This window comes from Geodermatophilus sp. DSM 45219 (assembly GCF_900104025.1).
Lineage (GTDB): Bacteria > Actinomycetota > Actinomycetes > Mycobacteriales > Geodermatophilaceae > Geodermatophilus.
Genome location: NZ_FNIQ01000002.1, coordinates 457,240 through 474,234 on the forward strand (window position 1 = coordinate 457,240; position 16,995 = coordinate 474,234).

Annotated in this window: 14 protein-coding genes and 1 pseudogene; 8 read left to right on the forward strand and 7 right to left on the reverse strand. The window is 73.9% G+C overall.

The window, feature by feature from the left end; all coding sequences use genetic code 11:
* Positions 1-58: 58 nt before the first annotated feature.
* The gene (locus BLR12_RS07175; protein ID WP_091375502.1) at positions 59-1,168 is read right to left on the reverse strand and encodes a ScyD/ScyE family protein; all 1,110 of its coding nucleotides are present in this window, start codon (positions 1,166-1,168) and stop codon (positions 59-61) included.
* 198 nt (positions 1,169-1,366) lie between these two features.
* Here BLR12_RS07175 and BLR12_RS07180 point away from each other — a divergent pair, with 198 nt between their 5' ends.
* A complete protein-coding gene (locus BLR12_RS07180; protein ID WP_091375504.1) occupies positions 1,367-2,992 on the forward strand; it encodes a SigE family RNA polymerase sigma factor in 1,626 nt (541 codons plus the stop codon).
* Between the two features lie 224 nt (positions 2,993-3,216).
* Here BLR12_RS07180 and BLR12_RS07185 read toward each other — a convergent pair whose 3' ends face one another.
* On the reverse strand, positions 3,217-4,182 hold the full coding sequence (locus BLR12_RS07185) for a LysR family transcriptional regulator (protein ID WP_091375507.1): 966 nt from the start codon (positions 4,180-4,182) through the stop codon (positions 3,217-3,219).
* Positions 4,183-4,348: 166 nt separating this feature from the next.
* Here BLR12_RS07185 and BLR12_RS07190 point away from each other — a divergent pair, with 166 nt between their 5' ends.
* The 3 genes from BLR12_RS07190 (at position 4,349) to BLR12_RS07200 (ending at position 6,225) form a co-directional block, all read left to right on the forward strand.
* Positions 4,349-4,756, forward strand: coding sequence for a hypothetical protein (locus BLR12_RS07190; protein WP_091375510.1), 408 nt, complete (start codon positions 4,349-4,351; stop codon positions 4,754-4,756).
* Between the two features lie 14 nt (positions 4,757-4,770).
* The gene (locus BLR12_RS07195) at positions 4,771-5,634 is read left to right on the forward strand and encodes an alpha/beta fold hydrolase (RefSeq protein WP_091375513.1); all 864 of its coding nucleotides are present in this window, start codon (positions 4,771-4,773) and stop codon (positions 5,632-5,634) included.
* A 153-nt stretch (positions 5,635-5,787) separates the two neighbouring features.
* Positions 5,788-6,225, forward strand: a complete 438-nt coding sequence (locus BLR12_RS07200; protein WP_091375516.1) for a VanZ family protein — start codon at positions 5,788-5,790, stop codon at positions 6,223-6,225.
* A gap of 28 nt (positions 6,226-6,253) precedes the next feature.
* On the opposite strand, the gene BLR12_RS23960 is transcribed toward BLR12_RS07200, so the two are convergent.
* The 3 genes from BLR12_RS23960 to BLR12_RS07210 form a co-directional block, all read right to left on the reverse strand.
* Positions 6,254-6,448, reverse strand: a complete 195-nt coding sequence (locus BLR12_RS23960) for a hypothetical protein (RefSeq protein WP_143018723.1) — start codon at positions 6,446-6,448, stop codon at positions 6,254-6,256.
* 164 nt (positions 6,449-6,612) lie between these two features.
* Positions 6,613-7,284, reverse strand: coding sequence for a response regulator (locus BLR12_RS07205; RefSeq protein WP_091375519.1), 672 nt, complete (start codon positions 7,282-7,284; stop codon positions 6,613-6,615).
* The gene (locus BLR12_RS07210; protein WP_091375522.1) at positions 7,281-8,912 is read right to left on the reverse strand and encodes a sensor histidine kinase; all 1,632 of its coding nucleotides are present in this window, start codon (positions 8,910-8,912) and stop codon (positions 7,281-7,283) included. Before BLR12_RS07210 ends, BLR12_RS07205 begins: the two co-directional genes overlap by 4 nt.
* Before the next feature lie 151 nt (positions 8,913-9,063).
* Between BLR12_RS07210 and BLR12_RS07215 the strand changes: the two genes are divergently transcribed.
* Positions 9,064-10,473, forward strand: coding sequence for a cation:dicarboxylate symporter family transporter (locus tag BLR12_RS07215; RefSeq protein WP_091375524.1), 1,410 nt, complete (start codon positions 9,064-9,066; stop codon positions 10,471-10,473).
* Between the two features lie 63 nt (positions 10,474-10,536).
* On the opposite strand, the gene BLR12_RS07220 is transcribed toward BLR12_RS07215, so the two are convergent.
* On the reverse strand, positions 10,537-12,060 hold the full coding sequence (locus BLR12_RS07220) for an MFS transporter (RefSeq protein WP_255363350.1): 1,524 nt from the start codon (positions 12,058-12,060) through the stop codon (positions 10,537-10,539).
* A gap of 162 nt (positions 12,061-12,222) precedes the next feature.
* On the opposite strand from BLR12_RS07220, the gene BLR12_RS07225 reads away from it, so the two are divergent.
* The 3 genes and pseudogenes from BLR12_RS07225 to BLR12_RS07230 form a co-directional block, all read left to right on the forward strand.
* Positions 12,223-13,293, forward strand: coding sequence for a methyltransferase domain-containing protein (locus BLR12_RS07225; protein WP_091375526.1), 1,071 nt, complete (start codon positions 12,223-12,225; stop codon positions 13,291-13,293).
* Positions 13,294-13,787: 494 nt separating this feature from the next.
* Complete coding sequence (locus BLR12_RS23970; RefSeq protein ID WP_143018724.1) at positions 13,788-15,056, forward strand: hypothetical protein; 1,269 nt, start codon at positions 13,788-13,790, stop codon at positions 15,054-15,056.
* A gap of 173 nt (positions 15,057-15,229) precedes the next feature.
* Positions 15,230-15,451, forward strand: a pseudogene (locus tag BLR12_RS07230) (HNH endonuclease); the annotation flags it as partial.
* Positions 15,452-15,501: 50 nt separating this feature from the next.
* Here BLR12_RS07230 and BLR12_RS07235 read toward each other — a convergent pair.
* The gene (locus tag BLR12_RS07235) at positions 15,502-16,935 is read right to left on the reverse strand and encodes an ATP-binding protein (protein WP_091375531.1); all 1,434 of its coding nucleotides are present in this window, start codon (positions 16,933-16,935) and stop codon (positions 15,502-15,504) included.
* Positions 16,936-16,995: the final 60 nt, after the last annotated feature.

Genomic DNA, 16,995 nt, shown 5'->3' on the forward strand with positions numbered 1-16,995 from the left:
GCTCCCCGCCGGGACGGCCGTGGGGCGCCGGCCGGGGCCGGCGCCCCACGGTGAGGGCTCACTCCGTGAAGGCGTCCTCCCCGATGCGGACGACCTCGCCCCGTCCCGCCCGGCCCAGGAAGCCGGCGATGCTCCAGGCCGACGCGTACAGGTCGCCGTCCTCGACCAGCAGCCCGGTCGGCAGGGTCACCTGCGCGGTGCTGCGCTCGCCGTCGGGCTCGATCCGCACGACCTCGCCGACCGGCGTCGGGTCGAAGTCCGGACCGGGCTCCTCCTCCGGCGCCCCCGCGAACAGGTCGGAGACATAGACGGTGCCGCGTCGGTCGACCGCGACACCGGTGGCGCTGGTCAGGTCCTCGATGACGCCGACCTCCTCGCCGTGGGCGTCCAGCTCGTACACCCGCGCCGCACCCGGCACCTCCGCGCCGAGCGTGCTCACGTAGACGTGCCCGTGCGGTCCGCGCGCCAGCCCGGTCGGCACCGGGTCGCAGCCCACGGTGTCGGGGTCGTTCGGCGCGTCGGCGCAGGCCGGGACCTCGTCGGGGCCGATCACCGGCGGCACGAAGAAGGTGCTGACCTCGCCGCTGCGGCGGTCCACGGAGAGGACGGCGTTGGCCCCGGCGTCGGCCACCAGCACCCGGTGGCGCAGCACGAGCACCGCGAACGGGTTGGACAGCGCGTCCACCGGCGCACCGTCGACGAACTGCACCTGGCCGTCGGGGTTCTCCGCCAGCTCGTGCTCCAGGGTGTCCACGACGTGCAGCACCTCGCCCTCGAGGTCGGTGACCAGCAGGCCCGGCCCGCCCTGCCCGACCGCCGGCGGCTCCGCGGGCGCCGGCGCCCCCTCCTCCGGCGGGCCGGACTCGCCCACCGCGATGTACAGCCGGTCGCGCCGGGCGTCGACGCCCTGCGGGTTCACCAGCCCGCTGACCAGCGTCTGCACCTCACCGCTGTCCACGTCGACCGAGGAGACCTCCCCGCTGTCGGACTCGGCGACCACCAGGAGGTCGTCGTCCAGCCCGCTGATCTGCCGGGGCCCGTCCAGGCCGCCGGCCACGACGGGAACGGTGTCCTCCCCGTCGTCGTCCCCTCCTCCCGCGGAGGCGGCGGGAACCGGACCGGTCACCAGGGCGAACGCGGCCGCACCGATCGCGGCTCTCCGGACCATCCTCATGGGAACCCCCTCACAGGTGACTTCCAGGCGACGACCGCAGCACGCTAGGGAGGTCGCGCCCCGCGCGGGCCCGTGCCCGTCCCGTCCCCGGGACGCCGGACGCGCGCCGTCGCACGCCGTGAGCGACCGGCACGACGGGCCCCCGGTACCGGATCGGCACCGGCCGCTCCGGGACGGCGCACACTGGCGGGCATGACCGAGGGCGCCGACGCGGCCTTCCGCCGCTTCGTCGCCACGGAGCGCGACGCCCTGCTCGCCGAGGCCCTGCGGCTGACCGGCGACCCCGACCGGGCCGAGGACGCCGTCCAGCGGGCGCTCGCCCGCACGCGGCTGCACTGGGGACGGCGCGGCGGCAATCCGGCCACCACCGCGGGGGACGCGCTGCACCGGGCGGCCCGCGGGAGCAGCGGCGAGCAGGTCGTCGAGTCGCTCGACGACCGCCCGTACCCGGTACCTCCCCCACCCGGGCGCCGGCGGCTGGACACCGACGCCGCGACCACCGACGCCCTCGCCCGGGCCTCCCGGCTCCGGCGCAGGCGGCGGGCGGGGCTCGCCGTCGCGGCGGCCGCGGCCGTGGCCGCCGGCGTGCTCGTCGTCCCGCAGGCCCTGCAGGACCCGGCGCCGCGGGCCGCGCAGGACGCGCCGGGCCGAACCGGGCGGGAGCAGGCCGCCGAGGTCGCCGTCCTCACCGAGCCCACCCGCGGCTCGCTCGCCGCCGACGCCGCCTTCGTCGAGGCCGCCCGGCGGGTCGACTGGGGCCCGCTGACCCCGCCGCCGGTCGAGGACCGCCGCGTCGTCCTCGCCACCGACACCCCCGACGGCCGGGTCGTCCTGCTGGCCGGCACCGTCGACGAGGACGTCCGCGGCGTCTGGCTCACCGGCCCGGCCGGGGCCGCACCCGGGGACCTCACCCTGCACGTGCCGCAGGACCTCGGCCCGTACCGGCCCGCGTCGCTGCTGGTCGGCGGCCCCGGCCCGGCGACCCTCGTCGTCGTCACCGCCCCGGGCGACGAGGTCGAGGTGTCCCCGCGGCTGCAGGTCGGCCCGCGTGGCACGGTCGGCCGCAGCTACGAGCCGGTCGAGACCCGGGACGGCCTCGCGGTCACCACGGTGACGACGACCGCGGCCGGTGCGGGCACCAGCGTCCGCGTGCTGCGCGACGGCCAGCCGGTCCACCGCGCCGGCGTCCCGGCGCCCGCGCTCCCGGCCGGCCCCACCGAGGTCCCGCCGCTGGACCCGGTGCGCCCCGCGGCCACCCGGCCCGCCGAGCGGCTCGTCGGCGAGGCACTCACCCGGATCGCCGTCCCGCTCGGCGTGGAGCCGGCGGTCCTGGAGCCGCAGCTGCTCTGGTCCGGCGCCCTGCCGATCCCCGAGGTGCCCGGCAGCGTCGCCGTCCTGGTGGGCCGCAGCCCCGGCGGCGGGCTGGTCGTCACCACCCGCGCGGGGCAGCTGGGCCCCGGCGGCGCCGGGCGCACCGTCGGGTGCGGCGTCTCCACCCCACCGGGGACGTCCGACCCGGCCGGCCTGGTCGTCGCGCGGGTCTGCGACCTGTCCTCCCCCGAGACCGAGCCGTCGGACCAGGGCCGCTGGCTCGTGGTCACCGCGCCCGCCCCGGCCACGGCCGCCGCGGTCCTCGACGAGCGCGGAGGCGTGGTCGCCACCGTCCCGCTGCCCGACGGCGGCGGCGCCGCGCTGCTCCCGCGCGGGGCGCGCGACGTGCGCACCCTGGACGCGGCCGGCGCGGCGCTCGCCGAGGTGCCGATCAGCGCCGTCGCCACCGAGCCGTTCGGCGACTACGGCTCCGGCGAGTTGCGCTGAGGGTCAGCGACGGCCCGCACCGCCGTGGGGAACGACGTCGACCGCAGGGACGACGACGCGCGCGAGGCCACCCCGGCCCGCCGGCCTGCGCCCCATGGGAGACCGCAGCCGGCCGGGACCGGCCCGCCGAGTGGGCAGTGGCGGTCGCTGACACGCACGGACACGCCGCGGCGGGCACCACCGACTGCTCCCTCGGCCGGGCCCGAGGTGCTGGCAGCGCGGCGTCAGCGAGCGACGGCGGCGATGGTGGCGGTCAACGGCGTACCGACTGCCGGGGTGGCCGACGGGACGAGGTCGAGCGAGGCGAGCACCCGAGCGGTGTCGACGAAGTCCCGGACCGGCTGGGCCTCCATGTCGTTGCGCCAGGCGATCGCGACCGGGGACGGCGGCAGCCCCTCCACCGGGACGAACGCCAGCCCGGGGCGGTCGTAGTAGCGCTGCGTGGAGGCCTGGGTGAAGGCGACACCCCGCCGGGACAGGATCGCCTCGAAGCACTCGTCCACGCTGACGACCTCGGCTCCGAGCCGGACGGTGTGCGGACCCCGGCTGTCGACGGCGAGCCAGAAGTCCCGCCAGTACTCCGGTGCCCGCCGGCCGACGAAGGGCTGGTCGACGACGTCCTCCACGGTGACGCGGTCGCGCGTGGCCAGCGGCGACTCGCTCGAGGTCACCAGCACCCGCGGCTCGACGAACAGGGTCTCCATCGACAGCCAGCCCTGCACCAGAACCGGCGGGCGGACGAACGCCACGTCGACGCTGCCGGTGGAGAGACCGACGTAGGGGTCGGCGAAGTCGTGCGAGCGCATTTCCAGCTGCACGCGGGGACAGCGGGCCTGGAACGCCGCGAGGATCCTGGGGGTGAGCTCCGCCGCGGCGTTGGCCTGGAAGCCGACGACCAGGGTCCCCCCGCCGCCGTTGGCCGCCGCCCTGCGGGTGGCGGCGGTCAGGCGCTCGACGCCGACCAGCAGGCGGTGCGCCTCCTCGAGCAGCACCACGCCGGCCGGGGTCAACTCCACGCGCCGGCTCGTCCGTTCCAGCAGCTGCGCCCCGAGGGTGTGCTCGAGCTTGCGGATCTGCACGCTGAGCGAGGGTTGGCTGATGTGCAGTCGCGCCGCGGCCCGGCCGAAGTGGAGCTCCTCGGCGACGGCGACGAAGTAGCGGAGGACGCGGAGTTCAGGAGCGTCCGTCACGGACCCACCCTAGGAGCGGTGGCAGCCGTTCGACCAATGCCTCTGGCCTATCGATCGGTGGCCGACAGGTATTGGACGTGAGCTGGATCACACGGATCTGATGGCGCCAGCCGCCGGCACGACTCCGCGGCCACGATGTCCGACCTGCTCAGAGAGGAGCACGCCGATGACCGCTGCGACCCGCGCGCCGTCCGCCCAGGCGTGGGCCGACGCGTTCGCCGAGGCCAGCAACACCGACCCGGAGATCCAGGCCCACGGCAAGTACTTCACGTGTTCGTACCTGCTCGACGCCACCGAGCGCAGGTACGTGGTGGAGGTGCAGTCCGGCCGGGTCGTGAACGTCGCGGTGGACCCCGGTCCGCTCGACGTGGCCTACGACTTCGCCATCCGGGCGAGCGCGGAGACGTGGCGCGGGTTCGGCGAGCCCGTGCCGGCCCCCATGTACCACGGGATCTGGGCGGCCACGTTCCAGCGGGACATGCGCCTGGAGGGCAAGGTGCTCGTCCTCATGCAGAACCTGCGGTGCATCACCCGCCAGATCGAGCTGCTGCGCGTCGTCGGCGCCCCCGTCTGAGGAGGAACACAGCCATGAGCAGGATCTCCCCCGTCACCGGCCACTACGTGACGCTCGAGGTCGACGGCCTAGAGTACAAGGTCTTCTACCTTGAGAACGGCACCGGCCAGCCGCTGGTCTGCCAGCACACCGCGGGCTGCCACAACCACCAGTGGCGCGGCCTGCTGGAGGACGACGAGATCACGGCGGACTACCGCGTCATCGCCTACGACCTGCCCCGCCACGGTAAGTCGGACCCGCCGGAGAACGCCGAGTGGTGGAAGGACGAGTACAAGCTCACTGCCGACCACTACGTCAACTTCATCGTCGCCCTCTGCGACGCGCTGGAACTCGAGGACCCGATCTTCATGGGCTCCTCGTTCGGCGGGAACGTCGCGCTGCAGCTGGCTCTCCGCCACCCGGACCGGTTCGCCGGCGTTCTCTCGGTCGAGGGGGCCGACTACTCCCCGGGCTTCTACCTCGACTGGTGGCAGCACCCCCACGCCAACGCCGCACAGGTGTGCGCGAGCGGGGTCTGGGACCTGATGGCGCCGCAGTCCCCCGAGGCCGACCGCTGGAAGACCTGGTTCTACTACTCACAGGGGTCCGAGGCGTTCAAGGGCGACCTGCACTTCTACTCGGTAGACCACGACCTGCGGGGCCGGCTCGGCGAGATCGACGGCGACCGGTGCCCCGTGGTCATGCTCACCGGCGAGTACGACTACCTCACGACGCCCGAGGACAGCGCCCGCACCGCGGGCGAGATCAGGAACGGCGCGTTCATCGCCATGCCCGAGATCGGGCACTTCCCCATGAGCGAGAACCACGCCACCTTCCGCCGCTACCTCCTCCAGGGACTCGAGGCGCTGCAGGACGTGAAGGCAGCGAAGTCCGGCTGATCACCTCTCCTGGGCCGGTGGGCAGGCGCCTCCCGTCCACCGGCCCAGGCGATCCGGCGTCCACCGCACGCCGGCCGCGTCTGCCGCGACGCTCCCAGCCGGCGTCCAGGCGGCTCGCAGGACCGTCCCGGGCGCAGCGGGGACGGTGGACGCATGGACGTCGACCGCCGCACCGGACTGGACGCCGCCCTCGTGCTCGCCGCCCTGGCGGTCGCGTGGCTGACCCTCACCCCGGCCGGGGGCGACGGCTGGGAGTGGGGCGCCCCGCTCACCGAGCTGCGCTGGTACGCGACCGGGCTGGACTCAGAGACCACCGTGCTGCAGCTGGTGGGCAACCTGCTGCTGCTGGCGCCGCTCGCCGTCCTCGCCGTGCTGCGCTTCCCCCGGCTGGGCACCCCGCCGCGGCTGGCCGCGCTCGCGGTCGGCGCCGGCACCGGGATCGAGCTGCTGCAGTGGGCGCTGCCGCTGGGCCGGGTGGTCTCACCGGTCGACGCGGCGCTCAACGCGACCGGCGCGGTCGCGGCCGGGTTGGTGGTCCTGACCGCCGCCCGGCCGGGCCCGCGGGGACTGGCCGGCGTCGGCGGAGGGTGAGCACGGCGGACGAGGTGCCCGGCCCCGTTCAGCCCCAGGTGCGCGTCGACCAGTCGACCGCCGGCCGCCCGCGCCTGACGGCGAAGACCTCGACCTGCGCCGCGTCCAGGCAGCACCCGCCCGGGCAGTCGACCTCCACCGGCCGCCCGTCCACCCAGCCGACGGCGGCCACCCGGCGGCAGTTCGGGCAGTCCTCCCAGGTCAACCGCTCACTCGGTTCCACGGTGTCGCCTCCCGGTCCCGGTGTGCTGGCGGGGACGGGAGGGGTTCCGGCCACGCTGTTCGAGCCAGGGCCCCTCGGACCCGGACGTCCTCTAGCCCGGTGCGGTGGCCGGAAACCCCGGACTCGCGGACGGCTTGTTCCGGTTCGCCGGTGTTCCGGTCCGCTCAGCGCCAGCGGTACTCCAGCTCCGGCCGGCCGGCGCCGCCGTAGCGGGGCGCCCGGTCGACCAGGCCGGCGTCGGCGAGGTACTCGAGGTAGCGGCGGGCGGTGATCCGCGAGGCGCCGATCAGCTCGGCGGTCTCGGCGGCCGACAGCCCCTCTGCCGAGGCGCGGACGGCGGCGACCACGGCGTCCAGGGTCTCCCGGCCCATCCCCTTGGGCAGCGGCGCCGGCCGGCTCGGGCGCACGCCGCCGAGCACGCGGTCGACGTCGTCCTGGCCGGCGGCGTCCCCGCCGCCGTGCAGCCGCTCGCGGTACTCGGCGTAGGCGGCCAGCCGGTCGCGCAGCGCCGGGTAGGTGAACGGCTTGAGCAGGTAGCCGACGACGCCGTGCGCGGCCGCGGCGCGCACCGTGGCCAGCTCGCGCGCCGAGGTGACGGCGAGGACGTCGACCTGCGCCCCGGCCCCGCGGATGCGCCTGCACAGGTCGATGCCGTGGGCGTCGGGCAGGTTCATGTCCAGCAGCACCAGGTCCACCGGCTGCCGCGACAGCGCGTCGAGGGCCGCGGCGCCGGTGCCGGCGACCGCCGCGGTGGTGAAGCCCGGCGTCCGGTCCACGTAGGCGCGGTGCGCCTCGGCGGCGACCGGCTCGTCCTCGACCACCAGCACCCGGATCACGGGGTCGACCCCACGGGCACCCGGACCGGCAGCGTGACGGTGAACAGCGCGCCGGGACCGGGCCGGACGGTGAGCGTGCCGCCGTGCCGGGTCACGGCCTGGCGGACGAGTGCCAGCCCCAGTCCCCGGCCCAGGCCCGACGGCGCGCCGGTCGTGTCCTTGGTGCTCCAGCCGCGCTCGAACAGCCGCGGCAGGTCCTCCTCCCGCACCCCCGGGCCGGTGTCCTCCACCCGGATCTCCAGCCGCCCGCCGTCGACCTCCGCGGCGAACTGCACCTCCCGCGGCGGGTCGCCGGCGAGTGCGGCGTCGATCGCGTTGTCCAGCAGGTTCCCGACGATCGTCACCAGGTCCCCGCCCGGGATGCCGGTCTCCCCCACCGCGGTGGCCGGGTCGACCTCCAGCAGCACGCCGCGCTCGTGCGCCGTGGCCGCCTTGCCGAGCAGCAGCGCGGCCAGCACCGGGTCGCCGACGGCGTCGACCACCCGGTCGGTGAGCCGCTGGGCCGAGGCGAGCTGGGCGGTGGCGAAGTCGATCGCCTCCTGGGTGCGCCCGAGCTCCACCAGGGAGACGGTGGTGTGCAGCCGGTTGGCCGCCTCGTGCGCCTGCGCGCGCAGCGACTCGGCGAAGGCCCGGATGCTGTCCAGCTCGCCGGTCAGCGCCTGCAGCTCGGTGTGGTCCCGCAGCGTCACCACGGTGCCGGCCGAGCGGCCCCCGGCCCGCGGCGGCGCCTGGTTGACCACCAGCACGCGGGTGCCGGTCACGTGCACCTCGTCGACGGCGGTGCGCTGCTGCCCCAGCGCCGCGGCCAGCCCCGCCGGCAGGCCGAGCTCGCCGACGTGCCGGCCGGTGGGGTCGTCGGTCAGCCCGAGCAGCCGTCGCGCCTCGTCGTTGACCAGCTGCACCCGCTGCTCGTCGTCCACCAGCAGCAGCCCCTCGCGGACGGCGTGCAGCACGGCGTGGTGGTAGTCGACCATCCGCGCCAGCTGCGCCGGGGACAGCCCGTGGGTCTGCCGCCGCAGCCGCCGGGACAGCGCCGCGCTGCCCAGCGCGCCGACGGCGAGCGTCGCCGCGCCCGTCCCGACGATCCCGGGGACGGCGGCGGCGAGGTCCTCGCCGATCTCCTCGACCGTGACGCCGGCGGAGACCAGCGCGACGACGTCCCCGTCGTCGTCCAGCACCGGGCCGGTCGCCCGCACCGACGGTCCCAGGGTGCCGGTGTAGGTCTCGGTGAAGGTGTCGCCGGCCAGCGCCGGGGCCACGGTGCCGATGTAGGGCCGGCCGATCTGCGCGGGGTCGGGGTGGGTGAAGCGGGTGCGGTCGGGCGCCAGGACGGTGATGAACGACGTCCCGGTGTCGGCGCGCACCTCCTCCACGTAGGGCTGCAGGACGGCGGTCGGGTCCGGCCCGGTCACCGCGTCGAGGACCAGCGGCGAGTCGGCGAGGGTCTCCACGATGGCCGTGGTCTCCTCCTCGGCCGAGGCCCGGACCGCCTGGCGGGCGTCGAGGTAGGCCACTCCCGTCGCCGTCAGGACGACGACGGCCACGACCAGCGCCTGGAGCAGCAGCAACCGCCGGGCGAGGCTGGCGTCCCCCCGGCGGCGGTGCGCGAGCAGGGCGGCTACCGTCACGCCCGCGAGTGTGCCGCCTGCCGCGACGGCTGCCTCGGGACCGGTGCACGCAATGAACGAATGCGTGACCACCGTCACCGCAGACCGGAACGTGATGTACGCCGCCCCCGCGGACGACACCCACCCCCTCCCCGGATCCCCAGGAGCAGTCATGGCCTCAGGCACAGTCGCCGAACAGCCGCCGCCCGCCAAGCGGCGGGACCGGACCCACTGGCTCTACATCGCGGTGATCGTCGCCGTGCTCGCCGGCATCGCGGTGGGCTTCGCCTTCCCGGAGTTCGCCGTCTCGCTCAAGTGGCTCGGCACCGCGTTCGTCGGGCTCATCAAGATGCTCATCGCGCCGGTCATCTTCTGCACGATCGTGCTGGGCATCGGCGCCATCCGGCAGGCGGCCAAGGTCGGTCGCATCGGCGGACTCGCGCTGGGCTACTTCATCCTGATGTCCACGATCGCCCTGGCCATCGGCCTGGTCGTGGGCAACATCGTCAACCCCGGCGGCGGGCTGGAGCTGTCCGACGAGCTGCGCGGCGAGGGAGAGGCCCTGGCGGGCACGGCCGAGGAGTCCGGCGGGACGGTCGACTTCCTGCTCGGGCTCATCCCCACCACCCTGCTGTCCGCGCTCACCGACGGCTCGGTGCTGCAGGCGCTGCTGGTCGCGCTGCTGGTCGGCTTCGCCATCCAGGCCATGGGCCGGGCCGGGGAGCCGCTGCTGCGCGGCGTCGGCCACCTGCAGAAGCTGGTCTTCCGCGTGCTGTCGATGATCATGTGGGTCGCGCCGATCGGCGCCTTCGGGGCCATCGCCGCCGTCGTCGGCGAGACCGGCATCGACGCCCTGCGGAGCCTCGCGGTGATCATGCTGGCCTTCTACGCCACCTGCGCGATCTTCGTGCTGGTGTTCCTCGGGGCCATCCTGCGGTTCGTGGCGCGCATCAGCGTGTTCAAGCTGCTGAAGTACCTGGGCCGCGAGTTCCTGCTGATCGTCTCCACCTCGTCGTCGGAGACCGCGCTGCCGCGGCTCATCGCCAAGATGGAGCACGCCGGTGTCAGCCAGCCGGTCGCCGGCATCGTCGTCCCGACCGGGTACTCCTTCAACCTCGACGGCACCGCCATCTACCTGACGATGGCCTCGCTGTTCATCGCCGAGGCGCTGGGCGACCCGCTGTCCCTCGGTGAGCAGATCGGCCTGCTGGCCTTCATGATCATCGCTTCGAAGGGTGCCGCCGGTGTGACCGGCGCCGGGCTGGCCACGCTGGCCGGCGGGCTCTCGGCCCACCGTCCCGACCTGCTCGACGGCGTCGGGCTGATCGTCGGCATCGACCGGTTCATGTCCGAGGCGCGGGCGGTGACCAACTTCGCCGGCAACGCCATCGCCACGGTGCTGGTCGCCACCTGGACCAGGGAGCTGGACCGCGAGCAGCTCGACGCCGTCCTGGCCGGTGACCGTCCGTTCGACGAGGCCACCATGCTCGACGACGACGGCCACGGCGGCGGCTCCAGCGACGACAACGTGCCCGTCTCCGAGGAGGAGCAGCGCAGGCTGGCGGCGGCCCCGGTGCGCTGACCCGCGCAGCACCCGGCACCTGGGGGTGTCCGGCCCGTCCGCGGGCCGGGCACCCCCTCGTCGTCAGTGGTGGGCGGCGTGCCCGTGGTGGTGCACGGCGCCGTGGTCCGGCCGGTCGCCGGTCCGCTCCGCCTCGTCCTCGCGCCGGGTGCGGCGCAGGTCGACGACGGCGAGCACGAGGGCCGCGGCGATGCCGGCCAGGGCGACGGCCAGCCCCGCGGCCGCCGCGACCGGGTAGTCCTCCCCGGTCGCGCCGAGGACGACGTAGAACAGGCCGGGCAGCGCCGCCGTCCCGATGACCGCCCCGAAGCGCTGCGCGGTCTGCAGCCCGCCGCCGGCCGCCCCGGCCATCCGCACCGGCACGTCGCGCAGGGTCATCGTGATGTTCGGCGAGATGACGAACCCGCCCCCGAGACCGCCGAGCAGCAGCGCGGGCGCCACCGCCCACGGGACGGCGTCCACCGGCACGACCAGCACGAGGGCGACCGTCGCGCCCAACCCGGTCAGCACGCCGGCCAGGCCGAGCACCGTGAGCAGCCGGCCGTACCGCTCGACCAGCCGCCCGGCCACCACGGCGGCCGCCGCGGAGCCCAGCGCGAACGGCGTCACGGCCAGGCCCGACGCCAGCGGGCTGAGCCCGAGGCCGGTCTGGAAGAACAGCGCGAACACCAGCCAGATGCCGCTGAAGCCGACGAAGTAGACGGTGCCCAGCGCCGCCCCGAGCCCGTAGCCACGGGTCTGCGTCACCAGCCGCGGGTCGAACACCGGCTCGCCGCCGCGCCGCACGACCCGCTGCTCCCAGGCGAGGAACCCGGCCAGCACCAGCGCGCCGACCGGGAACAGCCACCACAGCCGGGACAGGCCGCCGGCCTCGGCCTGCACCAGCGGGAGCAGCAGGGCCAGGGCACCGGCACCGAGCAGCAGCACCCCGCCGACGTCGATGTGCCCGCGCCCGCCGGTCCCGCTCCGGGGCAGCAGCCGCCAGGCCAGCACGAACGCGACCACGCCGATCGGCACGTTGACGTAGAAGATCCACCGCCAGTCGGCCACCTGCAGCAGCAGCCCGCCGACGACCGGGCCGACCGCCGTCGAGACGCCGACGACGGCCCCGAACATGCCGAAGGCCCGGCCGCGCTCGCCGCCGCGGAACAGCTGCTGGATCAGGCCGGAGTTCTGCGGGGCCAGCACGCCGGCGGCCAGCCCCTGCGCCAGCCGGGCCGCGATGAGCAGCGCCACGGACGGCGCCGCCCCGGCCGCCGCGCTGAACAGCACGAAGCCGGCCAGGCCGACCAGGAACATGCGGCGCCGGCCCAGCGCGTCGCCGAGCCGCCCGGCGGGGACCAGCATGAGCGCGAAGGTGAGCGCGTAGCCCGACACCACCCACTGGACGGCGGCCGCCGACGCCCCGAGGTCGCGCTGCAGGGTCGGCAGCGCCACCGACACGATGCTGACGTCGAGCAGGCTCATGAAGCCCGCGACGAGGGTGACCGACAGCGCCCGCCAGCGCCGCGGGTCGGGCTCGTACTCCTCCTCCTGCCCGCCGGCGGGGCTCGGCGCGGTCCGGTCGACGTCGGGCCGGGCCGTCACGGGCGCCTCCGCGGGGGTCGGGGTGGCGGCGCCCGGTGCGCGCCCGCCGTCCCCCGATGGTCCGCCGGGTGCGGCGCGGGCGCAGGACGGGGCCTCCGGCCCTGGCCGCTGCCTGCGGCCCGCTCCTAGCGTGGCCCTCCCCGACGACTGCGGAGGTGCACGATGACCACGTCCCTCGACGAGACCCGGGTGGCCGCCTTCGGCGAGCAGCTGGTCGGCGCCTACGTCGGCGGCATGGTGACGATGATGGTCGACCTGGCCTCGCGCACCGGGCTGCTCGATGCCCTCGCCGGCGGCCCCGGCACCAGCGCGGAGGTGGCCGCGCGGGCCGGGCTGGCCGAGCGCTACGTCCGCGAGTGCCTCGGCGCGCTGGTCACCGCCGGGGTCGTCGCGTACGACCCGGCCACCCGGCAGTACACGCTCCCCGCCGAGCACGCCGTGCTGCTGACCGGTCCCGGGTCGGTGAACATGGCCCCGATCAGCCGGTTCATCGCCCTGCTGGGGGTGCACGTGCCCGCCGTCGCCGACGCGTTCCGCACCGGCGGCGGGGTGCCCTACGAGGCGTACCGGCCCGGGTTCACCGAGGTCATGGACGGCCTGTCCCGCGGGCTGATGGACGGGCAGCTGCTCGACGGCATCCTCCCGCTGACCGGCGAGCTGCCCGCCCGGCTGGCCGACGGCGTGCGGGTCGCCGAGGTCGGCTGCGGCACCGGGCACGCGCTGAACCTGATGGCCCGGGCGTACCCGCGGTCGTCGTTCACCGGCTACGACCTGGCCGAGGACGCCATCGGCCTCGCCCGGGCGGAGGCCGCGGACTGGGGCCTGACCAACGTCTCCTTCGAGGTGCTCGACGTCGCCCGACTGCCGGGCGAGCCACCGTGCACCGCGGTCTTCGCCTTCGACGCGATCCACGACCAGGCCGACCCGGCCGGCGTCCTGGCGCGGGTGCGCGCGGCGCTGGAGCCCGGCGGGTGGTTCGTGATGATGGACATCAAGGCCGCGTCCGCCCTCGAGGACAATGTCGGCAACCCGCTGGCGCCGTGGCTGTACGCCATCAGCACGCTGCACTGCATGACCGTGTCCCTGGCCCAGGGCGGCGCGGGCCTCGGCACCGTGTGGGGCGAGCAGCTGGCGCGGCAGATGCTCGACGAGGCTGGGTTCGTCGACGTGTCGGTGCACGACGTGCCCGACGACCCGTTCGACTCCGTCTACGTGGCCCGCACGCCGACCTGAGAGAGGACCCCTGCCCCCCACCGCTCGCAGGCTCGCGGCGGGACCCTGCATAGGGCCGCGGCTGCCGGGACCACCCCAACCGCGAGTGCGGCTGCCCCCTTGCTGGCTGCCCGCCGGCGACCGACGCCTACAGGCCCACCGCCGCCCAGGACGCGTTCGTCACCACCCGCGACCGCACCTGCCGGTTTCCCAACTGCGGCCAGCGGGTGGGCTGGACCGACCGCGACCACGTCGTCCCGCACGCCGACGGCGGCCCCACCGACTGCGCCAGGCTGCCAAGTGGTCAGGACGTCCGCTCATGCGCGCCGCATCCCCGACCGCCTCGAAGCGACTAGATGGCGATGGAGCAGTCAGGCGACCTGACCCGTCACTAGCGCACCACATGCCAGATTGGCGGCTTGGAGGTCAGAGGCTAGGGTTTGCCTCGGGCGCTGAACGGGGGAAGTATGAACCTAATCGCACGAACGTTGTCGGCGCGCACAGGTCTACTTGAGGTGCTTGGTCTCGCCATCGTCCTTGCGTTTGGAGTTAATCTTTTAGCCGACGGCGTCGGCGCACACATGAGCACGACGCAAAGTCTCGTTGTTGGTGCCGCTGTAATCCTTCTTCTAATTGCACTCGTTGCAATAGTTCAGCTGCGGCGCTTGGAGGAGACGGTCACATTCCGCGGGTTTGTCGCCTTGTACGACAATGAGGTGCTGGACATTTCGCGCTATTCGTTCGCCGAGGACCTGCATCGTGTACTCCGTGCGGTCACGAGCGAGAACGAAGCCCTCAATAGGCAATGGCGCGATGATCCAGTTATGCTTCGCAAGAGCGCCGAGACTGCCGGTCGGGATAGATTTAATCCCGGGGGAGCTGGTGCTCAACTGCTCCGCGAGGCCATCGAGTTCGTGTACTTGGAGCACCTGTCGATGCATCTATCAGAATACTTCGACAAGAGGGGACTGGAAGACCTGTGCCAAGAACATGAGCGCAAGGACCTCCTGCCTCTGCTGCCTGAAAATCGAGTGCTTGACATGCTGTCCCGCCCGCTCGAAGACCGAATCGCCCTGCTAGAGGGGGATTCTGCAACAGACCGCCATTTCGTGCAGATAACCCGGAGGCGTGCGTCCGACACGACCGGACCGGAGGACGTCCTCATTTGGGCGACTGACGGCACGCACATCTTCACTCGGCTCGACCTCATCCTGCCCAGGGATGTGCGAGTCCTACGAGTCGCTCCCGGACGCATCGCCTTAAACGGAAAGGCGCTAAAAACAGAGCTCGGCGTAAGCTTTGAAGGCTTCGGATATAACCTTGATGGCGAGTTTTTGTCCTTCTACGCGAAGCGGCCTGCTCGTGAGTTTTTCGGTCACGGGGAGTCGCTCGGTCAGGTATTTCAGGTGACACTAACCTTTCACGCCAGGATCACCTGGCGTGGGCTATGGACGGCTCGCGGTTGGCGACTGCACAGATGGGCGGAATCTTTCGCGCAGAGTGAAAAAACGAAGGCGGATGCGGCTAGTTTCCTCGAGTCGATCAATTGGGAAACCGCAAGGACCATGATATTGAGCGGATCGCTGGGGAAATGGAGGGCGGAGCCAGGTGAAGCCATAACCCCTGGCACCGGGTCATTTGCCGAGTCTCAGCCCGGCGCACCGGAGGAGTCGCCCCAGCCTCCATCGAGTCAGCGTCTCGGGACAGAGCCCCAGCAAGCTGAGGTGGACTGGCCAGAGGGGGCCGAGGGCAACGGCCGCCTGCCGGGTCTCAACTTGAAGTAGCAACTTAACTCAAAGTAGCAATATAAACTCGAGTCTTCCCTCTGACCCGTTCTGCGGCGGCGCTGCAGGTTCGTGCCCCGCCCAACCCTTCACCAGCTTATCCCGGCTGATGCCGGCGTAGATCGCAGGACGCAGCGGCGTCGACATGCGGGGTCATACTAGAATCAGTGGGCAACCTGTGCTGCCTGTGCAGCTCCCACCACCGGCTCAAGATCTTCGCCCGCGGCTGGCGGTTCGTCATGGACGACGACGGCACGCTGCGCGTGACCACCCCGTCCGGGATCACCCGCACCACCCGGCCACCGGGGATGCGACCACCGGCACCGGAGCCGACAGAGACCACGGGCTCCCCACCGCCGACGCCCACCCCGGACGACGAGCCGCCCCCGTTCTGATCGCGACCACCCGGCACACCGCCGTCCGACCGGCGGCGGCGTCGCCTCGGTCAGCCGGCCGAGGGCTCGGTCAGCGGGAGACGCACCTGGAACCGCGTGTCGCCCGGCCGGGAGGTCACCCGCAGGTCCCCGCCGTGCCGGCCGACGACCACTCGGTAGGAGACGTCGAGGCCGAGCCCCGTGCCCTGGCCGACCGGCTTGGTGGTGAAGAACGGCTCGAACACCCGGTGCCGCAGCTCCTCGGGGATCCCCGGGCCGGTGTCGGCGACCTCCACCAGCGCCCGGTCGCCGTCCCGGGCGGTGCGCAGGGTGAGCGTGCCCTCCCCCGCCATCGCGTCCAGGGCGTTGACGACCAGGTTGGTCCACACCTGGTTGAGCTCGCCGGGGTAGCCCGGCACCGGCGGCAGCGAGCGGTCGTAGTCCTTGACCACCCGCACACCGGGCGGGGTCTTCGCGCCGAGCATCACCAGCGTCGCGTCCAGCCCGGCGTGCAGGTCGGTCGGCTGGTGCGGGGCGCGGTCGAGTTGGGAGTACTGGCGGGCCGCGTCCACCAGGCCGGAGATGCGACCGGTGCTGTCGGCGACCTCGGCCAGCAGCGACTCGGTCTCCACCGCGTAGGCCAGCCAGCGCAGCGCGGGCTCCAGCGCGGCCGGCTCGACGGCGTCGGCGACCCGCTGCAGGTCCGCCGGTCCGAGCCCCGCGCCGACGAAGACCCCGGCCAGCTCGTAGGCCGCGCCGACGCCCCGGTCGTCGAGCCAGTCGCCGAGCTCGTCCTCCCGGTCGGACCGCTCCATCGCCGACAGCTCCGGGGCGGTGCCGACCCGGGCGACCAGCTCCTCCTGCAGCCCGGTCAGGGCGCGCAGCACCGCGCCGTCGAGCCGGCCCTCCGACAGCAGCGCCAGCTTGTGCCGCATCCCGGCGAACCGGTCGCGCAGGGCCGCGGCTGCCCGGGACGCCGCGGCGGCGGGGTTGTTCAGCTCGTGGGTGAGCCCGGCGGTCAGCTTGCCGAGCGCGAGCAGCCGTTCCCGCTGGCCGACCAGCTCCGCGGTGTTGCGCTGGCCGACGAACAGTCCCTCCAGCAGGTGCACCGCCATCGGGTACCAGCGGGCGAAGACCTCGGCGAACTGCGCGGCGGGCAGCTGCAGGAAACGGCAGTCGGTCACCGCGTGCACCGACGTCGGGTAGCGCTGCGGGATCCGGTCGCCCATGTAGAACTGCACCGCGCCGGAGTACACGCCGCGGTCCGCCGTCCGCACGGTCTCGACCTCGCTGCCGCCCACCAGCCGCGACATCCGCATCGTGCCCTCGAGCAGGACGGTGAAGCACTCCGCGGGCTCGCCCTCGACCGAGACCGCCGCGCCGGCCGGGTAGCCGACGACGTCGCCGTGCTCGGCCACCCAGGCCAGCTGGTCGTCGTCGAGGTCGGCGAAGAGGAACAGCTCGCGCAGCTCGGCCGGCGTCAGCCGCTCGGCTGCGGTCGTCACCGTTCCTCCTCGCTGACGCTCGTCGGAACGGCGCCGAGTCGTGCCCTGCCCTCGGATGAC